The organism is Pedobacter sp., from assembly GCF_035566355.1.
Taxonomy (GTDB): domain Bacteria; phylum Bacteroidota; class Bacteroidia; order Sphingobacteriales; family Sphingobacteriaceae; genus Pedobacter.
Genome location: NZ_DATMRL010000441.1, coordinates 1 through 2,785 on the forward strand (window position 1 = coordinate 1; position 2,785 = coordinate 2,785).

2 protein-coding genes and 1 pseudogene are annotated in these 2,785 nt (G+C 41.9%); all 3 read left to right on the forward strand.

The window, feature by feature from the left end:
• Positions 1–442, forward strand: a pseudogene (locus VNZ46_RS16960) (hypothetical protein); the annotation flags it as partial.
• Positions 443–453: 11 nt separating this feature from the next.
• Entirely contained in the window at positions 454–1,938 is a 1,485-nt protein-coding gene (locus tag VNZ46_RS16965; protein WP_325561242.1) for a RagB/SusD family nutrient uptake outer membrane protein, read from the forward strand.
• Positions 1,939–1,999: 61 nt separating this feature from the next.
• Positions 2,000–2,785, forward strand: a 786-nt coding sequence (locus VNZ46_RS16970) for a glucoamylase family protein (protein ID WP_325561243.1), incomplete at its 3' end; no start/stop codon positions are given.

Consider the following 2,785-nt stretch of genomic DNA (forward strand, 5'->3'; position numbering starts at 1 on the left):
CATTTATAACGCGAATCTTGCCTATCGTTATGGAAATGAGAACATCACTAAAGATTTCTTTGACCATAGATGGCATGGTGAGGGTACTTCCAATACCTATCCTTCTGCTAATATTGGTGCATCAGCAAACTCTGCACCAAACAACTTCTATGTATCCAGCGGAGCATATTTCAGAGTTAGAAATGCACAGTTAGGCTACACCTTGCCGTCTAGCATCCTAAGCAAATGGAAGATCAAAAAAATCAGATTCTATGCTAATGCGCAGAATGCGATTAATATTTTCGGATACAAAGGTTTCAGCCCTGAAGTTGGCCCAATACCGACTGACAACGCAGAGAAGATTCAAACAACTTTGAAAAACACAACTTTAAATGGTGGCTTAGATGCTGATGTATATCCTTTGTTTGCTACTTACAATTTCGGTATTAACCTTACTTTTTAATCTGCAAAATCATGAAATTAGATAATTATATATATAAAAAAGCAGCATTAGGTATAGGTTTAGCCCTTACTATTGCAATTACACCTTCTTGTAAAAAGAGCTTTTTAGATGTCCCTCAACAAGGTCAACAGCAAAGTGCTGTATTCTGGAAAACGGCAGATGATGCCTTCAAAGGCGTAAATGCCATTTATGGAAATCTGCGCTCCTGGGAGAACACAGCATTTCCAGCTATTGCTATCGAAAGCATGGGTTCTGATGATGCTGATAAAGGAAGTACAGCATCAGATGCCAGCTTCTTTCTCCAGTTTGATCAGTTCACAATAGATCCTGATCAGGGGAACATTTCAGGTTTTTGGAGTGGTCAGTATCGCAATATCAACTATACAAATCAGGTATTAGACAATGTACCGGCTATAAAAATGGATGAGTCATTAAAAGCCAGATATCTTGCAGAAGCCAAATTTGTCAGGGCACTCTCCTATTTCAGATTGGTACGCGCATTTGGTGCTGTGCCATTGCGGACTACTGTACCAACAGATGTATCACAATACAAAATCCCAAGAAGTTCGGTTGCAGAAGTCTACGCTCAAATTGAGAAGGACCTTAACGAAGCCGCCGCTGTACTACCTGCCACGTATGGTTCAGCAGATGTTGGCAGGGCGACAAAAGGTGCTGCTTTAACTTTACATGCCAAAGTAGCCATGTATCTAAAAAAATGGAGCGACGTATTATCCTATACCAATACAGTAATGGGCCTGGGTTATTCTTTATTGCCTAACTATGAACAAGTATTCAGACTTGCAAATGAAAACAGTTCAGAGTCCATCTTTGAAATCCAATGTGCACTGGTTCCGGGGAATGCAGACGTATCGAACTCTCAATATTCTCAAGTACAAGGTGTAAGGGGAATCACAGGTGGTGGCTGGGGATTCAATGTCCCTTCTGCTGATCTTGCAGCTTCTTATGAAACCGGAGATCCAAGAAGAGACGCTACCATTATTTTCAGAGGAGAAACAACTCCTGAAGGCGATAAGATTCCCGAAATTGGAGATAACCCTATGTACAACCAGAAGTCTTACGTGCCTTTTGCCTTGTTTGTACCAAATTACAATGAAGGAGCTCAGCAAAATGTACGTATATTCCGTTATTCAGATGTATTGCTAATGAATGCAGAGGCAGCTAATGAATTAGGTAATACTTCACAAGCCTTGTCATCATTAGAACAAGTGAGGTTCAGAGCCCGTCAGGGAAATACTTCTATCCTACCTAAAGTAACTACAACAGACAAAACGGCTCTGCGCTTAGCGATCTGGAAAGAAAGACGCTCAGAACTGGCTATGGAAAACGATCGTTATTTCGATGTGATCCGTCAAGGTAGAGGAACTGAAATTTTTGGCCCTAAAGGCTGGAAAGCTGGAAGAAATGAGGTTTGGCCTATTCCTCAAACTGAAATTGATATCTCAGGGGGCTTAATTACCCAAAACCCTGGTTACTAAACACAAATAAATCCGAAGGCTGCTGATCTAAGTCAGCAGCCTTTTTTTATCCCTTGAACAAATGATTAAACTTCGACTCTTACCGGCATTGTTATTAACGCTAACCTCGTGTTATGTATTGGTTCCTCAGTCTGCTGAAGCACAAAAGAACCATGCGGACAAACTGTCTTCTCGATTGAAGATCCAGAAGAACCTGACAGACGATCAGCTGCTGGACCTGGTGCAGAAACAAACTTTCCAGTATTTTTGGAAGGGTGCAGAACCTGTTTCAGGAGCTGCAAGAGAGCGGTTCCATTCGGATAATATTTATCCCGATAACGATAAGAATATTGTAGCCACCGGAGCAACAGGATTTGGTCTTATGGCCATTTTGAGTGGAATCGACAGAGGTTATGTAGGTAAAGAAGAGGGTTTAAAACGACTGGATAAGATCCTGAATTTCCTGTCCACAGCAGACCGTTTTCATGGAGCCTGGTCACACTGGATTGTTGGTGAAACAGGGAAAGTAAAACCATTTGGTCAGAAGGACAACGGAGGTGATCTTGTAGAAAGTTCTTTTGTTGCACAAGCCTTAATTTGTATCCATGAATATTATAAGAATGGAAATACCGAGGAAAAACTGTTGGCCAAAAAAGCAGACAGCTTATGGAAAGGTATAGACTACAACTGGTACAGAAACGGACAGAACGTCTTGTACTGGCATTGGTCGCCCCAATACCAGTGGGAAATGAACTTCCCGGTAAAGGGTTATAATGAATGTTTAATTATGTATGTGATCGGTGCTTCCTCACCCGGGCATGCCATTCCTGCCGCCGCTTATCACCAGGGCTGGGCTAGAAACGGCGCA